The sequence below is a fragment of the Yinghuangia aomiensis genome (genome assembly GCF_039542225.1).
GTDB lineage: Bacteria > Actinomycetota > Actinomycetes > Streptomycetales > Streptomycetaceae > Yinghuangia > Yinghuangia aomiensis.
On sequence record NZ_BAABHS010000033.1, the window covers coordinates 1 to 18,588 of the forward strand.

Sequence of the window (18,588 nt, forward strand, 5' to 3'; positions counted from 1 at the left end):
TGCCGACCCGCCACGCACACCGCGACGATGCCGCCGTCCACGCCGACGTCGACTTTCCTGACGACGACCGGGACGCCGAGTACCTCGGTGGTGAACGGCACCGCGAGGTGCTCTTCGAGCATCGTGACTGCGGGCCCAGGTCCCCCTGCAGAAGGTTTCCACTGCTGCACCGTTGCCAAGCCAGGGGCGTTGCCCTGCAGTTCACGGTGGCAGCGTCTCATCGCTCGCCTCGGCGCTTCTTCTGGGTCTCAAGCAGGGCAGGCACGTTCGAGCCCCTGGGATCCGCGGCAAGGCATCACGCGAGCTGCCCCAGAGCACTCAGCTCCGGAGCGGCTCGCGTTGCGCACGCAGAGGACGACGGCGGGCAGGCAACCGTCACGTCGGACACCTGTCAGGCCGCACTCCGGCAACCGAGTCGGGTGGCCGCCCGGGGCGGGGGTCGACGCGGGCGGTGCCTCGCCCCCGCGTGACGTCGGCCGCCTGCATGTCGATATGGCGCGGACGTCGCCCATCCATGGCTGTCCGGTTCCCGCGCCTGGTTGTCCTGTTGCTGCGAGGGCTCGGCCACATACTGCGGCGCCGGTATCCTGCCCGCGATCTTGTTCCGCGAACGGTCCTGTCCCCGTGCCGGGTTCATGGGCCGTTGGCCGCAGGCATGGAGACGACAGGAGCCACAACATGTCTCGTCGGGCCATCCACAGCGCGGGAGACGGGGGCACCCCGCCACCACGTCGGACCAAGTGGTGGGGCGTCGCAGTCGCCACGGTCGTTCTGGTGTCGGCGCCCATCATCATCGTCGCCAATGCTGTGTCGGGCGGCGGCCGGCACAACACCGGCCGCACGCCCCAGCATGTCGCGGAGCGTGTGGACCACCCCGGTTGGCAGTCATACTGGTTCGACGAGTTCGACGGGACCGAGCTCGACGCCGGCAAGTGGATGACGTGCCTGTCCGGGTACGACACCACCAAGCCGTGCAAGGGCCCCACAAACGGCGAGCAACAGAAGTACACACCCGCTCAGGTGACCGTCTCCGACGGCAGCCTGCACCTGGCCGCCGAGCGCAAGCCGGTCGACGGGCTGCCGTTCTCCTCGGGCGCGGTGAGCACGGACGCGCGGGCGGGCGAGCCGCTCGAGAACAGTCGCGCGCTGTTCAGCCCGGGGGTCTACATCGAGGCGCGCGTACGTCTGGCACGCGGCGTCGCGATGCGGTCGGCGATGTCGCTCACGCCGATGGTCCCGCAGGAGCCGCACCGTCCCGAGATCGACGTGTTCGAGTTCGGCGGCGAGCAAAGCCTCGCACAGGCAAGGCTGCACGCCGCAGGACCGTGCCGCGTCGAGCTCGGGGAGGTGCGCTCCGCCGACGAGTGCTACGGCGAACTCACCCGTGCCAGCAACTACTTCGTCGACGACTACCGGATTTTCGGAGTCAACTGGCAAGACGACAAGCTCACTTACTATGCGGACGGCAAGCCCATCCTGACCGTCGTCGGAGACGCGGTGCCGCGCGAGCGCATGTACCTGATCTTCAACCTCGCGGTCGGCGGCATCATGGGCGGCGACACCCGGCACGCGCCCGACAGCGCCGCCATGTCGGTGGACTACGTCCGGGCCTGGCGCGGGAGCGGCGAGGCACCCGTCGGCGCCGCGAACGACGGGAACGGCGCGAACCCGAAATCCACGGTATCCGGCGCCTCCCCCACCTCGGCCACCCCCTCGACGACGCCGTCCACGTCGGCGCCCCCGGCCGGCACAACGGCTTCACCGTCCGCCGGGCAGCCCACCCATTCCACGGCCGCGGCGACGCCTGCCCCGCCGCCGGCCGTCACCTCGCAGCCCGCGCAATCCGGCGAGCCATGGCTGGAGGTCCTCGCGCCCGCCGCCGGCAGCACGGTGAGCGGCACGATCACTGTCACGGTGCGCGTCCATGGGGACCTCTCCCGGGTCCAAGAAGTGTCGTTCTACGTGAACGAGAAGAACTGCAGCTCACCCAAGGTGAACGCCGTTTGGGTCGGCTATGACGTCGACATGGAGAGCGACGGCCTGTACTCCTACAAGTTGGACACGCGCCGGCTGTCCAACGGCTGCAACACCATCTCCACGAACGGCGTCGATATCGAGAACAACGAGCACTACTGGCCGCAGAACCGCCTGCACGTGAACGTGAACGTGGCGAACTGAACTCGGTGCCTGCGCCGTTGTGGCCGCGTTGCGGGTGCCGATAACCTCATCCGCGCAGGCGGGAGCCTCAACAACGACTCTGTGCGAGATGCCCGACCCTGGTGCCTGGGCGTAGGCGCGACCGCGGCAGCATGATCACCCGTGCTGCTTCGATTCGCACCCAGCGCTCCATGATCGCGTTCATCCGAGGGGTGCGCACCGCGGTCAAGACGGTGCGAATGTCGGCGTCGGCGAGGAGCTCGTCGAAGAGTGCGTTCCGCACGTACCGCCGTGAGCTCCTCGACCGCACACTCATCTGCAACCAGCGACACCTGCTCCACGCGCTACGCCAGTTCGAACAGCACTCCAACGAACACCGGCCACACAGGGCTATCCACCAAGCAGCACCGCTACGGGAAGTGCCGGACCCGATCATCGATCCCGACGAACTCCAGCAGCTGCGCATACGCCGACACGACCGACTCGGCGACACCATCCACGAATACCGACATGCCGCATGACCTGCGCGGATGAACTTGTCGGCACCCACAAGGCCGAGTGCGTAGCAAGAAGGCCCATCGCCGCCAATCCGTAATCAATCCTTACGACGCCCACCCACAGGCCGCCCAATTCGAATTCAATTCGCGACGATAAACCGAATTCGCCCGCATACCCGCACCCCCTTGGAGTACAACCCCCTTCTTAATAACGGAACCCGCAGGAGGCGGTTTTTTCTGAGTGCGCACGAGTCTGGACTCTTGCGATACAAAGCGAGAAGGATGCAAACACCCGGGCCAAAGACCCAATGGGATTGTTTCAGGACATGGAAAAAGTGGGCCCGCAGCCCACCAATTTCCCCTTCCACCCTAGCCGCCGGAGCTCAATAGGGGAAAAGAATCGCTTCATCACGCGCATCGGAACCTGACGATCCGATTCCGGATTCAGCAGCGACCGAATTTGCTGTCGACTCTCAAGTTGGCTAAATCTAGAGGACGGTTCGCGAGTTTCCAGGTGCTATGTCTTCACCTGATGGTGTGGCCGCGCAGAGAGTCCGGCGGTTTGTAGTCGGCGGTCTGCTGGGGTGGTCGGGTGAGCGAATGCAAGCCGTATCCAAGCGACTTGCCGGACGGCCAGTGGGCGTTGATCGAGCCGGTGATCACGGCGTGGAAGGCCCGACACCGGTCAGTCAGCGGCCACCAGGGCGCGTATGAGGCGCCCGGCCGTGGTGACAGCCGGGCGCCTCGTGAGCGGGAGACCTGGTTCAGCGACGGTCCTCCGGGCGCACGTAATCGAACGTCGGGCCCGCCCTCAGGCCCTCGCCGTCGGCCATCGCCATCAGCGCCCGCGCGTTCTTTTTGAGCGCGTACATGGCCCGCACCGACATCTTGAGCATCTCGGGCTCGCCGTTGAACGCGTGCTCCAGGAACTCCAGTACCTCGCAGTACGTCTCGTTGAACGCTTCCTGCGCGGTGCGGATCTCGCTGCCGACCGGGTGATCCTGGCAAGGTCGGTGACCGGGCTCAGCTTCCCGCCCGTGTGACCGAACGGGCCCGCCGTCACCTGCCGCGCGGGATCGCCGACGAAGACCTTCTCCTCGCCGAGTTCGGCGCAGAGGCGGCGCAGTCCGCTCTCGATCGCGTCGTAGAACTGACCGATCGTCTCGTAATTGTCGCTCTCCCCCGGGTCGCCCGGGTGCGCCGGTTGCTCGAGTCGCATGAACATCGCAAGCGCCTCCTTCCCGAACGGAAGCAAGGACAGCTCCATGGCGGGATCGGCGTGGGGTACCGGCCGCGGGTACGGCGCGAGCATCTGCGGCGTGTCGATGCGCGGCCGTCCGCCGACCGCGTTCAGCAGGTTCGCGGCAAGCGCGAGATGGATCATCTCCTCCACGAACACACTGCTCAGCAGCTCCACCGCCTGCGCGTTCCGGTTCGGGTCGAGCGAATAGAGCGCCGTGAGATAGGGCGGCAGCGTGGCGTGTTCCAGCTCGATGGCCCATTGCAGGTGCTCGCGCAGGCTTTCCAACGTGGTGATCCCGCGGACGTCGGCATTGCCGCGATGGTCGGCCTGATTCATCTGCGGGTACCGCAGGTGCCGTCGCTCGGCCAGCTCCTCCTTGCCGACCACGGTCAGAACGGGAGTGCCGGGCGGGGCGAACATGGTCACGACCAGCTGCGACTGCGCGTCCGCGAGGTTGTTGGCGCCCTGGTAGTGGATGACGTCGCCCCCCGGCTCGAACAGGGCATCACCGGCTTTGAGCACCCTCGGCTGCTTCCCCTCCAGTTCGAACAGGATCTCGCCCTGGGTCACGTAGCCGAACACGGGCCCGGGATGCCGGTGCGGCGGCGCCCCAGGATCACCCGGGGCCAAGGTGACGCGGATCGTCCGCGCCTCGGCCTCGGCAGGTATCAGAGCCCCCGCTTCCGGCAAGGTCGCGACCACCTCGACGCCGGGGGGCAGGTGTGCGTGCTCAGCGCTCATGGGTTTCCTCCAAAAGGGACTGCTCACCAGGACAGGGCGGCCTCCCCGTTTGTGACAGGAATCCGCTTGCGACAGGCATTCGCAGTGAACGGGCTGTCGGCTCCCGGTGCCGCACCGACGACTGTCAAAGCCGGCGCTCCCGCCCGGTCTCCTCCGGAGAGGACGAGAGAACGGAGGAAGCTGTGCGTGAGATCCTGATAGTCGGCGGCGGCGCCGTGTTCCACACGGCACGGGGCCGGGAGAAGCAACCACCCGGGGCGAAGCCCACGCCAATGTCGCTGCCCCCGCCGTTCCTCCCCGAGGTACTGGACGGCACGACAACCGCAGTCGCCGTTCGGCCCGAGGACGGCTCCCGGACTTCGCCGTCCGTAGGACACAACGGCCCTGTCAGCCCATGGAACGCCGGAGGAGAGTCGAGACGCGCCGACACCGCGGCGGAGGAAAGGGCCCTGATGACCGTGGAAGCGTGGTTGTCGGTGTAGAGGCGACCAAGTCGGGTCACCAGGCGCTGGAACATGCGGTGTACCAGGCCGCTCGGCGGGGCTTGCCCCGGCGGCTGGTTCGTGCCCTGCGAGTGACCGAGTCCGTCGGCTGGCCTCATGAAATTGAGACCAACCTTTGCGGTCGGTACGGAAACGTCCTCTCATCGTCGGCGTCCGGCCCCACAGTGGCCTCACCTGGCCAGGCCCGATACACCTCGTCTGCTGGCATGGAGTTACACGATGTGTCGGAGTGCGAGTCGCACCCCCATGTCACAAGGCCACGGCTTCACGACAGTTGCAGCGCAAACAACAACAATCCCCAGGTCGTTTGACCTGGGGATCATGTGTGGTGTGTGTCCGAGGGGTATCACGACCCACATCTCCAATACGGCCAACGGCAACCGGCTCCGGCTCGGTCTCCGCCAGTGACCGCACCCACCCGTGGGATGGCGGCACCGACATCGGTGGCGGCCCGGCCGGAGCTGAGCAGTTCCCGGTTCCACGACGTCCCGTCGGGTGTGCGTCGGCTGCCGGAGGTGAATCGGTCCGATTGCCGGGCTATACCTTTTCCGCCATATCGGCTGGTGGTTCAGGTATTTGCCCGGCATGGCGGCAGGACGCGAGGCTGGCTCCGTCCCCATCCGGACCACCGACGGTAGGCAGGGTGCGGACCCCATCGGATCCTGCAGAGGAGCAGCCCCATGAGCGCCCGCGCCGCCACCGACGTTCTGCATCAGGTCGACGAGATCCTGCCGGTGCTCCGTGAGCGCGCCCAGCAGACCGAGGACGCGCGGGCGGTGCCCGCCGACTCGGTCAAGCTGCTGCGCGAGGCCGGGTTCTTCCGTCTGATGCAGCCGGTCCGCTACGGCGGATTGGAGGCACGGCCGATCGACCACTTCACCGCGGTGCGGGCGATCGCAGGTGCGTGCGGTTCCACCGGCTGGGTGGCGTCGGTCCTGAGCGCCCATCAGTGGCACCTTGCCCAGTTCGATGTCCGTGCGCAGGACGAGTTCTGGCTCGCCGACAACACGGCCGTCCTGTCGTCCGCGTACGCGCCGCTCGGCAAGGCGAAAGCGGTGGACGGCGGCTACACCCTCAGTGGCCGGTGGAGCTTCTCGTCCGGTGTCGACCACGCCTCGGGTGCGATCCTCGGCGGCCTGGTCATCGGCGTCGACGGCAAGCCGGTCGACTACGCCGCGTTCGTGGTCCCGGTCGCGGACTACACCGTGGACCCGGTGTGGAACACGGTGGGGCTGCGCGGCACGGGCAGCAACGATGTGGTCGTCGAAGACGTGTTCGTGCCCGCGCACCGGGTGCTGAGCTTCGATGCGCAGTTCCGCTGCGAGTGCCCGGGGCACGAGGTCAACCCGAACCCGATGTACCGCGTCCCGCTGTACTCGTTCATGACGACGACGATCACCACGCCGCTGATCGGTATGACGACCGGCGTGTACGAGGCGCACGTGGCGCACCAGCGCACCCGCGTGCGCGCGTTCGGCGGGGACAAGGCGAAGGACGACCCCTTCGCGAAGGTCCGGGTGGCCGAGGCGGCCAGCGACATCGAGGCGTCGTGGCTGCAGATGACGTCCAACCTGGCGGCGATCCTGGCGTGCGCCGACGCCGGGCAGCCGATCCCGCTGGAGCTGCGTGCCCGGCACCGCCGTGACCAGGTGCGTGCCGGGCAGCGGGCCATCGCGGCCGCGGACAAGCTGTTCGAGGCGTCTGGTGTGACCGCGCTGCATGCCGACTCGGCTATCCAGCGGCTGTGGCGCGACGCGCACGCGGCGCGGGTGCACGTGGCGAACGACCCGGAGCCGGCCCAGAAGCTGTTCGGCGACCTGGAGTTCGGCGAGTCGGTCACCGGCGGCATGCTGTGAGCACCGCAGCGCCGCTCGACACGATCGGCGCCGTGGACGGGCGCCGCTTCCGCGACGTGCTGGGACGCTTCTGCACCGGGATCGTCGTGGTGACCTCGGTCGACGAGGAGGCCGGGCAGCCGGTGGGCTTCGCCTGCCAGTCGTTCTCCGCGCTGTCCCTCGAACCTCCGCTGGTGTTGTTCTGCCCGGCGAGGACTTCGCGTACCTGGCCGGTCATCGCCCGCACCGGCCGGTTCGCGGTCAACGTCCTCACGCACGCCCAGCAGCCGGTCAGCGCCCGGTTCGGCGGGCGCGAGCCGGACAAGTTCGCGGGCTCGGGCTGGCGGCCGGGCGCGCTCGGGATGCCGCTGCTCGACGGCGTCGCGGCGTGGCTGGAGTGCGCGGTGGAGACCGTGCACGAGGCCGGCGACCACTACATCGTGGTCGGCCGGGTGGCCGGTCTCGACGACGGGGAGGCCGACCCGCCGCTGTTGTTCCACCGCGGCAAGTACACCGTCACCACCCCCGACCCGGCGGGCGCGCCCACGACCTGGCCGGAGACGGACGCCTGGCTCTGACCGGGCGGCCCGGCCCCGGCGGCGATCCCGCCGCCGGGGCCGGGCGCGGTCACCTCGATTCCGCCTCGAACAAGCACGAGGAGTACCACCCATGCTGAGTGTGCAGCTCAACGGACACACCATCGACTACGACGTCTCCGGCCCGCGCTCCGGCGCCGCCGACGCGCACCCGCCGCTGCTGCTGCTGACCGGCTGGTGCCAGGACCACCGGCTGTTCCGGCGCGTGGTCGACCTGCTGTCGGAGGGCCGTCGGGTCATCCGCATGGACTGGCGCGGGCACGGCGCGGACCGTTCCGAGACCGGCGAGTTCGGGCCCGCCGAGCAGGCCGACGACGCGATCGCACTGCTCGACCACCTCGGCGTCGAGCAGGTCGTCCCGGTGTCGACATCGCACGGCGGCTGGGCGAACCTGGAGATAGCCGACCGCCTGGGTGCCGCCCGCATACCGCGGGTCGTGGTGATCGACTGGCTCATGCTGGAGGCCCCCGCCGACTTCCTCGCCGGTCTGCGGGTCAGCTACCACCCGGAGACGTGGCGCGAGGGCCGCCAGGCGCTTTTCGACGAGTGGCTGGCAGCTGCCGACTGCCCGCCGGTCACCGAGCACCTCACCGAGGAGATGGGCGGCTTCGGCTTCGAGATGTGGGCGCGGTCCTGCCGAGTGATCGAGGCCGCGTACCTGAAGTGGGGCTCCCCGCGCGCCCGTATGGCGGCCTTCGAGGAGCCGCGGCCCATCGTGCACCTCTACTCGCAGCCGGCCTTCGAGGGCTACCACGACGTGCAGCGCGAGTTCTCGGTCGGGAACCCGTGGTTCTCGTCGGAGTGGCTCGCCGGGCACACGCACTTCCCGACGCTCGAATCGCCCGCGGAGATCTCCGCGCGCATCCTCGCGTTCGCGGACGGCAGCGCGTGAGCGGTACCGCGCTGGACGTCGCCTACAACGCACGGGACACCGTCGGCCCGGAGCGGTTCGCCGCACTGATGCGCCGGTACCAGGCGGAGTCCGACGGCGCGGTCGCCGAGCTGCCGGGCGTCCCGGGGATCCTGTACGACCGCGGCAGCGGTGAGCGCCTCGACGTGTGGGGCCCCGGCCGCCCCAGGGACCGGCGGCCGGTGTTCGTGTTCCTGCACGGCGGGTACTGGCGGGCGCTGTCGCGGCAGGACTCGGCGTTCATGGCGGCGGCGCTGCACGCGCGCGGCGTGGCGACGGTCGTGGTGGACTACACGCTCGCGCCGACCGCGACGCTGGAGGAGATCACCCGCCAGGTGCGGGCCGCGATCGCCTGGGTGTACCGGTCCGGTCCCGCGTACGGCCTCGACCCCGGCCGCATCGTGGTCGGCGGCAGCTCGGCAGGCGGACACCTCGCCGCGATGACCATGGTCGGCGGCTGGCAGGAGGAGTTCGGGCTGCCGGAGGACGTGGTCGCCGCGGGGTTCCCGATCAGCGGCCTTTTCGACGTGCGTCCGCTGGTGCGTACGCACATCAATGAGTGGCTCGGCCTGGACGACGACCGGGCCGCGGCGCTCAGCCCGTTGCTCGCCCCGGTGGGGCGGCGCTGCCCGGCGGCGGTACTGGTGGCCGAGCACGAGGCCGCGGGCTTCCACGTGCAGTCGCGGGATTTTGCGGCGCACTGGGGTGTCGAGGCGACGGTGGTGCCGGACCGCAACCACTTCGACGTGGTGCTGGACCTGGCGCATCCGGCGACTGCGGTGTCGCGGGCCCTGCACGGGCTCATCGACGCGCTCTGAGACGCCCGGCGGGACGGAGCCGACAGCCCGGCGGGACAGCCGGTGGCCCGGTGGGGAGGTACGGCCCCCGCCGGGGCACCGGCATGTTCGCATGTCCGCGCCCGACGCCACCGCCAAGCGGTATATCCGGTCGGCTATAGCAAGGCCGCCAAAGAGTATTAGACGGTCATATGTCGCCCTGGTCATGCTCGGTGCTGCGGCCACGACCGCGGACAGGACCCGCGGAGGAGCCGCGGAACAACCACGAGGGGATCGGCATGGCACAGACATCCGGCGGCGGCACCGGTCGCGTCGCGCACTACGTGGGCGGCACGTTCCTGCCCGGCGGGCCGCGGACGTTCCCCCTGGTCGACCCGGTCGACGGCACCGTCCGCGGGCACGCACCCGAGGCCGACGAAGCGGTCGTCGACGCCGCCGTCCAGGCCGCACGCGCGGCACTCGACGGCGCCTGGGGCACCACCACCGTGGCCGACCGCGCCGCGGCGCTCCGCCGCATCGCGGACGGCATCGAGGCCCGCTTCGCCGCGTTCGCCAACGCCGAGATCGCCGACACCGGACGCCCCCGCGACCTCGCCGAGACGCTCGACATCCCGCGCGCGATCGGCAACTTCCGCGCCTACGCCGACCTGCTCTACGGCCGACCCGAACGCGCCTACACCACCGCCGTTCCCGCGTGGAGCGGCGGCTCGGGCCAAGCCCTCAACTACACGGTGCGCAAACCCCTCGGCGTCGTCGCGGTGATCTCGCCGTGGAACCTGCCGCTGCTGCTCCTCACCTGGAAAGTCGCCCCCGCGCTCGCCGCCGGGAACGCGGTGATCGCCAAGCCGTCCGAGGAGTCGCCGTCCACCGCGATGCTGCTCGCCGAGGTGATCGACGCGGCCGGTCTCCCGCCCGGCGCGTTCAACCTCGTCCACGGCCACGGCGCGAATTCGGCGGGCGAGTTCCTCACCCGGCACGACGGCGTCGACGCGGTCGCGTTCACCGGCGAGTCCGCCACCGGCAGCGCGATCATGCGCAACGCCGCGGACCACCTGACCGCGGTGTCGTTCGAACTGGGCGGCAAGAACCCGGCGGTGGTGTTCGCCGACGCCGATCTGGAGGCGGCCGTCGCGGGCACCGCGCGATCGGCCTTCACCCACTCCGGGCAGATCTGCCTGTGCACCGAGCGGGTCTACGTCGAACGCCCGGTGTACGACCTCTTCGTCGAGGAACTCGGCAAGCGCGCGAGGGCCCTGACCGGGTACGGGCCGATGATCTCGGCGGCGCACCGCGACAAGGTGCTGTCGTACTACCGGCTCGCCGTCACGGAAGGCGCCACGGTGGTCGCGGGCGGCGGGCAGCCGCGGTTCGGCGATGCGCGCGACGGCGGCTTCCATGTCGAGCCGACCGTGCTGACCGGGCTGCCGAACAGCGCGCGCACCCTCCAGGAGGAGGTGTTCGGACCGGTGTGCCACGTGGCCCCGTTCGACACCGAGGAGCAGGCGCTCGCGCTCGCCAACGACACCCGCTACGGCCTCGCGGCCACCGTGTGGACCCGCGACCTGGCCCGCGCGCACCGCTTCGCGCCGAAGCTCGACGCCGGAATCGTGTGGGTCAACGCGTGGAACGTGCGCGACCTGCGCACTCCGTTCGGCGGCGTCAAGGCGTCGGGGATCGGCCGGGAGGGCGGCGAGTACTCGCTCGACTTCTTCTCGGAGCCGGCCAACATCTGCATCTCGTACTGACCGTACCGAAAGGGATCCCGACGATGGAGACCCCGGCGGCGAACGCCGACCGCATCCGCACCGCGGCGCAGCGCCTCCTTGACGCCGAGCGCACCGGCGTGCCGTGCGCCCCGCTCCGCGACCTGATCACCGGCGTCGACGACGCCTACGCCGTGCAGGAGCACCTGACCGCCCTCCGGCTCGCCGAAGGGCGGCGCCTGGTAGGCCGCAAGATCGGTCTCACCTCGCCTGCCGTCCAGCGGCAACTCGGTGTGGAAACACCGGACTTCGGCATGCTGTACGCCGACATGGCGATCCCGGACGGCGCGGAGGTCCCGGTCGGTGCGGTGCTCCAGCCGCGTGCCGAGGCCGAGGTCGCGCTCGTCCTCGAACACGACCTGACCCACGAACGGCACACCGTCGCCGACCTCATCCGGGCGACCGCGTTCGCGCTGCCCGCGATCGAGGTGTGCGGCAGTCGCATCCGCGACTGGGACATCGCCATCGCCGACACGGTCGCCGACAACGCGTCGTCCGGCCGCTACGTCCTCGGCACCCGGCCGGTGCGTCTCACCGACGTCGACCTCCGCCTCGCCGGCATGGTCTTGGAACGGCGTGGCGCCCAGGTGTCCGTCGGCGCGGGCGCGGCCTGCCTCGGTCACCCGCTCAACGCCGCCCTGTGGCTCGCCGACACTCTGGTGCGGGTCGGGCGCCCGCTGCGGGCCGGGGACACGGTGCTGACCGGCGCGCTCGGTCCGATGGTCGCCGCCGCACCGGGCGACGTGCTGGAGGCCCGCATCGACGGGCTCGGCGACGTCCGTGTCGCCTTCGGCCGGGACGACAGCGCATGAGCCGCCCCACCACCCCGCCCGGCCCCACCCGCCCCGACTCCCTGGGAGCTCCCGACATGACCGACGACGCCTCCGTCGCGGCGTTCGCCCGGACCCTGGACGAAGCCGCCCGCAGCAGCGCCACCACCGGCCTGTTGACCGCGGACGTCCCCGACCTGACCCTCGACGCCGCCTACCGCGTCCAGCGGGCGGGCATCGCGCGGCGGCTCGCCCGCGGCGAGACCGTCATCGGCGCGAAGATGGGCTTCACCAGCCGCGCGAAAATGGCGCAGATGGGCATCGACGACGTCATCTGGGGCCTGCTCACCGACGCGATGCAGGTCGAGGACGGCGCGACGCTCGACACCTCGGCGCTGATCCACCCGCGCATCGAGCCGGAGATCGCCTTCCTGATCGGCGAACCCCTGTCCGGCCGGGTCAGCCCCGCCGCGGCGGTGCGCGCCGTGGCCGGCATCGCCGTCGCCTACGAGGTGATCGACTCCCGCTACGCGGACTTCCGCTTCACCCTGCCCGACGTCGTCGCCGACAACGCGTCGGCGTGCGCGTTCGGCATCGGCCCGTGGCATGCCCCGGACCGGGTCGCGGGCGAGAACCTCGGCATGGTCATGGAGGTCGACGGCCGCACCGTCGCGACCGGTTCGTCCGCGGCGATCCTCGGCAACCCGGTGCGTTCCCTCGCCGCCGCGGCCCGGTTGGCCGAGGGCGCCGGCTCGCCCCTGCGCCCCGGCGACATCGTGCTGGCGGGTGCCGCGACCGCCGCCGTCCCGCTGACGCCCGGCGCGCACGTACGCGTCGTCGCCGCCGAGCTCGGCCGGGTGGAGGTGACCACGCGATGACCTCCTCCGAAGGCATCCTGGTGGCCGGCAAGGCCGCCCCGCGCGGCCGGTTCCCGCACCTCAAGCGCGCCGGCGAGCTGGTGTTCGTCTCCGGCACCAGCTCCCGGCGCCCGGACGGCACCTTCGCGGGCGCGGCCGCGGACCCGATGGGCGTCACCGACCTGGACATCCGGGCCCAGACCCGCGCCGTCATCGAGAACATCGGCGATCTGCTCGGCGCGGTCGGCGGCGGACTGCCCGACGTCGTGTCGGTCACCACCTACCTGGTCAGCATGAACGACTTCGGCGGCTACAACGAGGTCTACGCCGAGTACTTCGACGAGACCGGCCCCGCCCGCACCACCGTCGCGGTACACCAACTCCCTCACCCCCACCTGCTGATCGAGATCTCGGCGACCGCCTACCTGCCCGCGGACCGCGCCGGGAGCCGCCCCGAGGAGGCCACGCGATGACGACCGGGTCCCACCCCCTGCCCAAGCTCACCCAGGGCAGGCCCTTCAACTTCGACACCTGGATCGACGAGCACCGCGACCTGCTGCGCCCGCCGGTCGGGAACATCCAGGTGTGGCGCGAGGCCGACCTGATGGTCACCGTCGTCGGCGGCCCCAACCAGCGCACCGACTTCCACGACGACCCGATCGAGGAGTTCTTCTACCAGCTCCGCGGCGACATGGTGCTGCGCATCATGGAAGAGGAGGGCAAGCCGCCGGTCGACGTCCCGATCCGCGAAGGCGACATCTTCCTCCTGCCACCGCACGTACGGCACTCCCCGCAGCGCCCCGAGCCGGGCAGCATCGGCCTGGTCGTGGAGTTCGCCCGCCCGGCCGCGGTCGCGGACGCGTTCGAGTGGTACTGCGTGTCCTGCCACCGGCTCGTGCACCGCGCCGAGATCCAGCTCCAGTCGATCGTCACCGACCTGCCGCCGCTGTTCCAGGCCTTCTACGACGGCCCGGACGCCGACCGCACGTGCCCGCACTGCGCCACCGTGCACCCCGGCCGCGTCTGGCCCGAGGACCTGCGGCCCCGCACGGCGCGTACCGTCTGACGGCCCGGCCGCACCCCTCCCCATGAACGACCGCGCCACGGGCGCCCCGAAGCACCGGAACCACGGAGGTCCCGTGACAGTCATCGACGTCCACACGCACGTCTTCCCCCGGATCAGCCGGGCAGAGGGCCGCATCCTCGCCGACGCGGACGAGCCCTGGCTGCGGGTGCACGCGGACGGCACCGGGATGATGATGAGCGGCGACCGCGAATACCGCCCGGTCGTCGCACCGCTGTGGGACCCGCACCGTCGGCTCGCCGACATGGACGCACTCGGCGTCGACGTCCAGGTCATCTCCCCGACCCCGCTGATGTTCGGCTACGCCGCCGACCCCGCCCGCGCCGCCGCATGGTGCGACCTGGTCAACGACCGCATCCTCGGCTTCTGCTCGGCCGACCCGGAGCGGCTGCTGCCGCTCGCCCAGGTTCCGCTCCAGGACACCGCGGCAGCGTGCGCCGCCGCCGACAAAGCCAAGGCGGCCGGGCACCGCGGCGTCCACATCGGCAACCACGTCGGCGACCGCTACCTCGCCGACGACGGCATCATCGCGTTCCTCACGCACTGCGCCCACGAGGACATCCCGGTCCTCGTGCACCCCTGGGACATGCTCGGCGCCGAGCGCATGCCCGGGCACATGCTGCAGTGGCTCGTCGGCATGCCCGCGGAGACCCAGCTGAGCATCCTCGGCATGGCTCTCGGCGGCGCCTTCGAGAAACTGCCGAGCAGCCTCAAGCTGTGCTTCTGCCACGGCGGCGGCAGCTTCGCCTACCTGCTCGGCCGGGCCGACAACGCGTGGCACAACCGCGACATCGTGCGCGCCGACTCGCCGAAGCCACCGTCCGCGTACGTGGACCGGTTCTCCGTGGACTCGGCGGTGTTCGACCCGCGGGCGCTGCGCCTGCTGGTCGACGTGATGGGCGCCGAACGCGTCATGCTCGGCACCGATTTCCCCTTCCCGCTCGGCGAAATGGAGCCCGGTTCCGTGGTCCGGAACTGCCCCGGACTCACGCCCGACGAGCAGGAACTGATCCTCGGCGGCAACGCCCGCCGCTTCTTCGGCGCCGGTACGCCCGCCACCCGGAAGGACGGCTGACCCATGCCCCCGACACCCGCCGTCCTCGCCCCCCACGGGCAAGCGGATATGATTGTCGACATTGTGCTCGACATCGCGGCCTCCCGCCGAGCAGACACCGCCGAGCAACGCCCTGTGACGTAAAGGCGGAGCCATGGACCTGCTCAACGGCCGTCTCAAACTGCGGCACCTCATGCTGGTCTGCTCCATCGCCGAACACGGCAGCGTGCTCCGCGCCGCCAAAGCCCTGCACCTCGCGCAGCCCGCGGTCACCCGCGGGCTGCGCGAGAGCGAGCACATCCTCGGCGTGGACCTCTTCACCCGAGGCCCCCGTGGAGTCACCCCGACGCTGTTCGGTGAGGCGTTCCTCGAACACGCCCGGGCGGTGCTCGCCGAACTGCGCCTCGCCGGCGACCGCATCGAGGGCCTCGTCGACGGCCAGGTCGGCACCGTCAGCGTCGGCACCCTGCTTGCCGGGTCGAACGTCCTGCTGCCCAAGGCCATCGCCAGTCTCAAACGGCTCCGGCCCCGGGTCCGCGTCATCGTGCGGGAAGCCCCGTTCGATACCCACCTGCCGATGCTGCGGGACGGCGAGATCGACCTGATCGTCGGCCGCCTCAACCCCATCGAGGACCAGCCCGACCTGCGGCAGATCCGGCTCTACGGCGAACCCGTCGACGTGGTCGCCCGGGTCGGGCACCCGGCCTGCCGGCTCAGCGCGCCCGAACTCCGCGACCTGCTCGGCTACGCGTGGGTCATCCCGCTCGAACAGACAGCGCTGCGCGGCGAGTTGGAGCAAACGTTCCGGGACGGCGGACTGCCGATGCCGGAGGACGTGGTGGAGTGCACGTCGATCCTGACGGTACGGGCGCTGGTCAGGGACGCCGACATGCTCGCGGTACTGCCGCGGTCCGTCGCGGAAGGCGACCCCGGGCTCGTCCGGCTCCCGCTGGCACTGGACGGGGTGCGCCACGAGGTCGGCGTCACCCTGCCCGCCAAGCGGCCGCTCACCCCGTCCGCGCAGCTGATGCTGCGTCACCTCCGGGAGCAGTCCGCGTTCCTGGCGGCCCGCGTCGCCGACCTGTCGTGGATCGACTCCTGGGGTGACCGCAACGACGTCCTGTGGTGGTGACCGGCCCGGAGCCATGCCCCGATTGCCATACCGGGACGGAGAACAAGTATTGGCCCGACCCCTCGATCGCCGCCCACGATGGTGCCTCCCACTATCCCTTCAGCGAAGGCGAGCACACGTGAGCGGCAAGCGAACGGTCATCACCGGACACATCGTCAGCGGCGACGACATCATCGGCGAACTCCCGGACGGTGCCGTCCTGATCGAGGACGGCCGCATCGAGGCGGTCACCCGCGATGCCCGCGAGTTCGCCGGGATTGACGCGGAACACCTCGAAACCGCAGGAGGCTTCGTCCTCCCGGGCATGGTCGACAGCCACCGCCACACCTGGATGTCCCTGCTCCGCGCGCACAGTTGCGACCAGTCGCTGCTGGAGTTCCTCGGCAACACCTTCTACGGCATCGGCTCGGTCGTCACCGCCGAAGACCTGGGCACCGCGGCCCTCGTCGGCGCCCTCGAAGCGCTCGACGCCGGAGTGACGACCATCCTCGACTGCTGCGACTGCGTCAACACCCCCGACCACGCCACCGCCGGCATCGCCGGACTCCGCGAGTCCGGGATCCGCTTCCGATACGCGTACGGCATCCAGTCCTTCGACTTCCGGCCGCCGGGTTTCGCCGCCCACGCCGAGCGCCTCACCGACGCCGCCCGGGTCCGCGCGGAACTCCTGCCGGGTGGCGACGGACTCGGCGACATGGCCATGCTGCTCAGCGACTTCGGCACCCTTCCGTTCACGGACACCGCCGCCGAGGTCCGGCTGGCCCGCGAACTCGGCGTCCTCATCGCCTCGCACACCGGCGCCGCCCCCAACTCGGTGCTGCTGCGCGGCCTGCACGAGATGCGCCGGCACGGTCTGCTGACCCCCGGACACCTGCACATCCACTGCCCGGCGCTCGACGAATCCGAGTGGCAGTTGCTCGCCGACACCGGTGCCAAGGTCTCCATCGCGCCCGAGACCGAGATGCAGATGGGCATGGGCCACCCGCCGTTCCGGGCCTGCATCGACCACGGCATCCTGCCCGGCATCAGCACCGATATCGTCGCCGTCGGCTCCGGCGACCTGTTCAGCCAGATGCGCCTCGGGCTCCAGCACCAGCGCGCCCTCGACAACCACCGCGTGCACCGGTCCGGCGGCATGCCCGCGGCCATCGACCTCACCGTCCGCGACGCCTTCACCTGGGCCACCCGCGGCTCCGCCGAGGCCCTCGGCCTCGGCGACCGCATCGGCTCGCTGACCCCCGGCAAGCAGGCCGACGTCATCGTCGTGAAGCCGCGCATGGACCTCGCGCCCACCGGCCACCCCCTCGGCACCGTCGTCCTGCAGTCCACCGCCGCCGACGTCGACACCGTCCTGGTCGCAGGCCGGGTCCGAAAGCAGGCCGGCCGGCTCGTCGGCATCGACACCGCAGCCGTCCGGACGCGTGCCGTTGAAGCCGCCGACCGCATCCGCACCAACGCCGCGGCGCTGACCGTCCACTCGGCGCAAGACTGCGCCGCCTGGTTCGCGCATGCCGACGCAACCGCGAACGCCCACTTCGCGGCCGCTGACCGGTAGGACCGATCGGCGCGCGGGGCTGCACTTCGTCAGCGACGGCGGCCTCAGCCGTGCACACCCCGGCCGCTTGTGGGCGACCCGCCGCCCGAGCCCCGCGATGTCGGCTGCTGCGCCGCACGGCGCGCGCTTCGCGTTCTACATAGGCGGCGGTCTCCCACCAGTTGATTCGTGCGTTGCGCCGGTATTCGGCTTCCTTGCTGAGGTAGTCCCGGACGGCGGCTGGCCCCCCGTAGTGGTTCTGGTCGGTCAGGCGCTGGACAAGCATTGCCAGTTCTTCCGCGGCCAACACCGCATAGTGCGCAACTGGCCCAAATGCGGTGAAGTGTCCAAGGACCCGTGCGGCCAGGTCCCCATGCCAGCCCGCGAGCGGCTCGACGCGGAACGCCAATGCTGCTGGCTCGGTCGCGACGACGTCGGCACGGAGCCACGTCTCGCCGTCGACGTCGTCGAAGGACGGGTGCAGGGTCTGGTCGGTGCGGCTCGACGGTTTCATTGCCCGCTTGCCGGTGTTGCAGTCGCTGCAAGCCGGGACCAGGTTGAGCGGAACCACCGCCAATGCAGGATAGAGCGACTTGGGCAGATGGTGGTCCATCGTCTTGATGCGGCGCTCGCCGCACAGCGGGCAGCGCTGGTGCGGCGCGGCAGCCATGATCGCCTCATACACCGGGCGCCCCGGTGCGTCCGCGGGCAGCATGCCGTTGTCGTACGCCTTGGCCTGCTCGTCTTCCAGCACACCGTCCAGGACGCACGCCGCCTGGTCGAGGAGATGCAGGTCCCCAGTACTGGCCGCCGTCGCGTATGCGGCAGCGGTCACCGTGTCGGCGGCGGCGGCTGCGCGCCGACGGGATCGGCTTGATCTACGACCAGGCCGGTCGCACCGTGACCGCGGACACCGAACGGAAGGAAAGGATCGCTATCGGTCGATGACTCCCAGCGCCGGCCGGCACCGGACAACCGGCCCGAGCGCGACCGACGCCCAACCCCAGAACGAGGAGGTGATCGACGGACACAGGCCCTGGAAACGAGGAACACCCGCCTCGGCCGAGGCCGAGCACGGGTGCCGATCGCTGCTGCCCGGGAATCGAGGTTCGTGG

The 18,588-nt window shown here is 70.5% G+C and carries 16 protein-coding genes and 1 pseudogene; 16 read left to right on the forward strand and 1 reads right to left on the reverse strand.

The window, feature by feature from the left end; all coding sequences use genetic code 11:
• Positions 1-624 precede the first annotated feature (624 nt).
• The 3 genes and pseudogenes from ABEA93_RS32985 to ABEA93_RS42210 all read left to right on the forward strand — a co-directional run.
• Positions 625-2,178 carry an Ig-like domain-containing protein gene (locus ABEA93_RS32985; protein WP_345679565.1) on the forward strand — a complete coding sequence of 518 codons (1,554 nt, stop codon included), beginning with the start codon at positions 625-627 and terminating at the stop codon, positions 2,176-2,178.
• Positions 2,179-2,309: 131 nt separating this feature from the next.
• Positions 2,310-2,678 (forward strand): integrase core domain-containing protein, encoded by a 369-nt coding sequence (locus tag ABEA93_RS32990; protein ID WP_425585193.1) that lies wholly within the window; start codon positions 2,310-2,312, stop codon positions 2,676-2,678.
• 568 nt (positions 2,679-3,246) lie between these two features.
• Positions 3,247-3,327, forward strand: a pseudogene (locus tag ABEA93_RS42210) (transposase); the annotation flags it as partial.
• Positions 3,328-3,492: 165 nt separating this feature from the next.
• Here the strand turns inward: ABEA93_RS42210 and ABEA93_RS32995 are convergent.
• On the reverse strand, positions 3,493-4,638 hold the full coding sequence (locus ABEA93_RS32995) for a ferritin-like domain-containing protein (protein ID WP_345679566.1): 1,146 nt from the start codon (positions 4,636-4,638) through the stop codon (positions 3,493-3,495).
• A 1,183-nt stretch (positions 4,639-5,821) separates the two neighbouring features.
• Between ABEA93_RS32995 and hsaA the strand changes: the two genes are divergently transcribed.
• The 13 genes from hsaA (at position 5,822) to ABEA93_RS33060 (ending at position 18,350) form a co-directional block, all read left to right on the forward strand.
• A complete protein-coding gene (hsaA, locus tag ABEA93_RS33000) occupies positions 5,822-6,997 on the forward strand; it encodes a 3-hydroxy-9,10-secoandrosta-1,3,5(10)-triene-9,17-dione monooxygenase oxygenase subunit (protein ID WP_345679567.1) in 1,176 nt (391 codons plus the stop codon).
• On the forward strand, positions 6,994-7,554 hold the full coding sequence (hsaB, locus tag ABEA93_RS33005) for a 3-hydroxy-9,10-secoandrosta-1,3,5(10)-triene-9,17-dione monooxygenase reductase subunit (RefSeq protein ID WP_345679568.1): 561 nt from the start codon (positions 6,994-6,996) through the stop codon (positions 7,552-7,554). The genes hsaA and hsaB overlap by 4 nt, the downstream gene beginning before the upstream one ends.
• Positions 7,555-7,645: 91 nt before the next feature.
• Positions 7,646-8,464 carry an alpha/beta fold hydrolase gene (locus ABEA93_RS33010; RefSeq protein ID WP_345679569.1) on the forward strand — a complete coding sequence of 273 codons (819 nt, stop codon included), beginning with the start codon at positions 7,646-7,648 and terminating at the stop codon, positions 8,462-8,464.
• Positions 8,461-9,300, forward strand: a complete 840-nt coding sequence (locus ABEA93_RS33015) for an alpha/beta hydrolase (protein ID WP_345679570.1) — start codon at positions 8,461-8,463, stop codon at positions 9,298-9,300. Before ABEA93_RS33010 ends, ABEA93_RS33015 begins: the two co-directional genes overlap by 4 nt.
• Positions 9,301-9,557: 257 nt before the next feature.
• On the forward strand, positions 9,558-11,024 hold the full coding sequence (locus tag ABEA93_RS33020; RefSeq protein WP_345679571.1) for a 2-hydroxymuconic semialdehyde dehydrogenase: 1,467 nt from the start codon (positions 9,558-9,560) through the stop codon (positions 11,022-11,024).
• A gap of 23 nt (positions 11,025-11,047) precedes the next feature.
• On the forward strand, positions 11,048-11,854 hold the full coding sequence (locus ABEA93_RS33025) for a 2-keto-4-pentenoate hydratase (RefSeq protein ID WP_345679572.1): 807 nt from the start codon (positions 11,048-11,050) through the stop codon (positions 11,852-11,854).
• Between the two features lie 56 nt (positions 11,855-11,910).
• Positions 11,911-12,690 (forward strand): 2-keto-4-pentenoate hydratase, encoded by a 780-nt coding sequence (locus ABEA93_RS33030; protein ID WP_345679573.1) that lies wholly within the window; start codon positions 11,911-11,913, stop codon positions 12,688-12,690.
• Complete coding sequence (locus ABEA93_RS33035; protein ID WP_345679574.1) at positions 12,687-13,142, forward strand: RidA family protein; 456 nt, start codon at positions 12,687-12,689, stop codon at positions 13,140-13,142. The genes ABEA93_RS33030 and ABEA93_RS33035 overlap by 4 nt, the downstream gene beginning before the upstream one ends.
• Complete coding sequence (locus ABEA93_RS33040; RefSeq protein WP_345679575.1) at positions 13,139-13,735, forward strand: 3-hydroxyanthranilate 3,4-dioxygenase; 597 nt, start codon at positions 13,139-13,141, stop codon at positions 13,733-13,735. Before ABEA93_RS33035 ends, ABEA93_RS33040 begins: the two co-directional genes overlap by 4 nt.
• A gap of 73 nt (positions 13,736-13,808) precedes the next feature.
• On the forward strand, positions 13,809-14,828 hold the full coding sequence (locus ABEA93_RS33045; RefSeq protein WP_345679576.1) for an amidohydrolase family protein: 1,020 nt from the start codon (positions 13,809-13,811) through the stop codon (positions 14,826-14,828).
• A 133-nt stretch (positions 14,829-14,961) separates the two neighbouring features.
• Positions 14,962-15,939 carry a LysR substrate-binding domain-containing protein gene (locus ABEA93_RS33050; RefSeq protein WP_345679577.1) on the forward strand — a complete coding sequence of 326 codons (978 nt, stop codon included), beginning with the start codon at positions 14,962-14,964 and terminating at the stop codon, positions 15,937-15,939.
• A gap of 118 nt (positions 15,940-16,057) precedes the next feature.
• Positions 16,058-17,494: an amidohydrolase family protein gene (locus ABEA93_RS33055; protein WP_345679578.1), complete on the forward strand. Its 1,437-nt coding sequence runs from the start codon at positions 16,058-16,060 to the stop codon at positions 17,492-17,494.
• Between the two features lie 97 nt (positions 17,495-17,591).
• A complete protein-coding gene (locus ABEA93_RS33060; protein WP_345679579.1) occupies positions 17,592-18,350 on the forward strand; it encodes a hypothetical protein in 759 nt (252 codons plus the stop codon).
• Positions 18,351-18,588 lie beyond the last annotated feature (238 nt).

What these genes read in the sequence shown, in the direction of transcription:
- ABEA93_RS33025 (WP_345679572.1), top strand. Translation starts at nt 11,048, where the DNA reads ATGGAGACCCCGGCGGCGAACGCCGACCGCATCCGCACCGCGGCGCAG.
- ABEA93_RS33060 (WP_345679579.1), top strand. Translation starts at nt 17,592, where the DNA reads ATGTCGGCTGCTGCGCCGCACGGCGCGCGCTTCGCGTTCTACATAGGC.
- ABEA93_RS33030 (WP_345679573.1), top strand. Translation starts at nt 11,911, where the DNA reads ATGACCGACGACGCCTCCGTCGCGGCGTTCGCCCGGACCCTGGACGAA.
- hsaA (WP_345679567.1), top strand. Translation starts at nt 5,822, where the DNA reads ATGAGCGCCCGCGCCGCCACCGACGTTCTGCATCAGGTCGACGAGATC.
- ABEA93_RS32990 (WP_425585193.1), top strand. Translation starts at nt 2,310, where the DNA reads ATGATCACCCGTGCTGCTTCGATTCGCACCCAGCGCTCCATGATCGCG.
- ABEA93_RS33035 (WP_345679574.1), top strand. Translation starts at nt 12,687, where the DNA reads ATGACCTCCTCCGAAGGCATCCTGGTGGCCGGCAAGGCCGCCCCGCGC.
- ABEA93_RS33050 (WP_345679577.1), top strand. Translation starts at nt 14,962, where the DNA reads ATGGACCTGCTCAACGGCCGTCTCAAACTGCGGCACCTCATGCTGGTC.
- ABEA93_RS32995 (WP_345679566.1), bottom strand. Translation starts at nt 4,638, where the DNA reads ATGAGCGCTGAGCACGCACACCTGCCCCCCGGCGTCGAGGTGGTCGCG.
- ABEA93_RS33020 (WP_345679571.1), top strand. Translation starts at nt 9,558, where the DNA reads ATGGCACAGACATCCGGCGGCGGCACCGGTCGCGTCGCGCACTACGTG.
- ABEA93_RS33010 (WP_345679569.1), top strand. Translation starts at nt 7,646, where the DNA reads ATGCTGAGTGTGCAGCTCAACGGACACACCATCGACTACGACGTCTCC.
- ABEA93_RS33040 (WP_345679575.1), top strand. Translation starts at nt 13,139, where the DNA reads ATGACGACCGGGTCCCACCCCCTGCCCAAGCTCACCCAGGGCAGGCCC.